Origin of the sequence: Kocuria subflava, assembly GCF_012163155.1 — a bacterium.
GTDB classification, from domain to species: Bacteria; Actinomycetota; Actinomycetes; order Actinomycetales; family Micrococcaceae; genus Kocuria; species Kocuria subflava.
The window spans coordinates 1-640 of the sequence record NZ_JAAVUN010000147.1 but is presented as its reverse complement, the minus strand read 5'-3'; the positions used below and the strand labels follow the sequence as shown (position 1 = coordinate 640).

At 67.3% G+C, this 640-nt stretch carries 1 protein-coding gene and 1 pseudogene; both read right to left on the bottom strand.

All coding sequences use genetic code 11. The annotated features are described in order from the left end of the window. The coding region (locus GTW58_RS13455) for a COX15/CtaA family protein (protein ID WP_342453324.1) at positions 1–271 on the bottom strand (271 nt) is incomplete at its 3' end. A gap of 177 nt (positions 272–448) precedes the next feature. After that, positions 449–640, bottom strand: a pseudogene (locus GTW58_RS14390) (ABC transporter permease); the annotation flags it as partial.

Here is a 640-nt window from a genome sequence, read left to right as displayed (position 1 = left end):
GGATCACGGCAAGGAAGGCAGCGATCGCCACGAGGGTCAGCACGAACGTGAGTAGCCGGTTACCGAATTCGATCGCACCGTGGATGCCCATCGCAGCGGTAGAGGTCCAGGAGTCGTCCGTGCATCGCGGCCACGTGGGGCATCCCAGTCCGGAACCCGTCAGGCGGACCAGGCCGCCGGTCAGGATCAGCAGTGAGTTGGCGAGCAGTGAGGCCCATGCGGTGGCACGTACCCACCCGTCCACCTGCGTGCGGAACAGGAAGTCACTGATCTTCCGTCGAACGTCCTTGGCCTCCCTGCCGCCCTTCACCGGCTTGGTCCCTGTGCCTGGTTCACCACGCGACGTGTCGTCGGCGGGAGTCGAAGCGGGGTCGGTCGGTGCGAAGCTCACGTGGTCACGTCCAGAACGGAATTTGGAGGGAGAAAGGGAAAAGATGTCTCCGTCAGTCTAGCTCCACCGGAACCACCGGGCCGTTGCGGCCCACGCAGCGACCGCCCAGACAGCAAGGATCAGGAGCGGTCCCGCGAGACCCGCGGACGCTCCCGGCACGAGCACAGCCCGCAGGGCGTCTCCCAACGCAGCCGAGGGCAACAGGGCCACGGCGGGTGCAACCCACTCCGGAAGCGCCGCGGCCGGGGC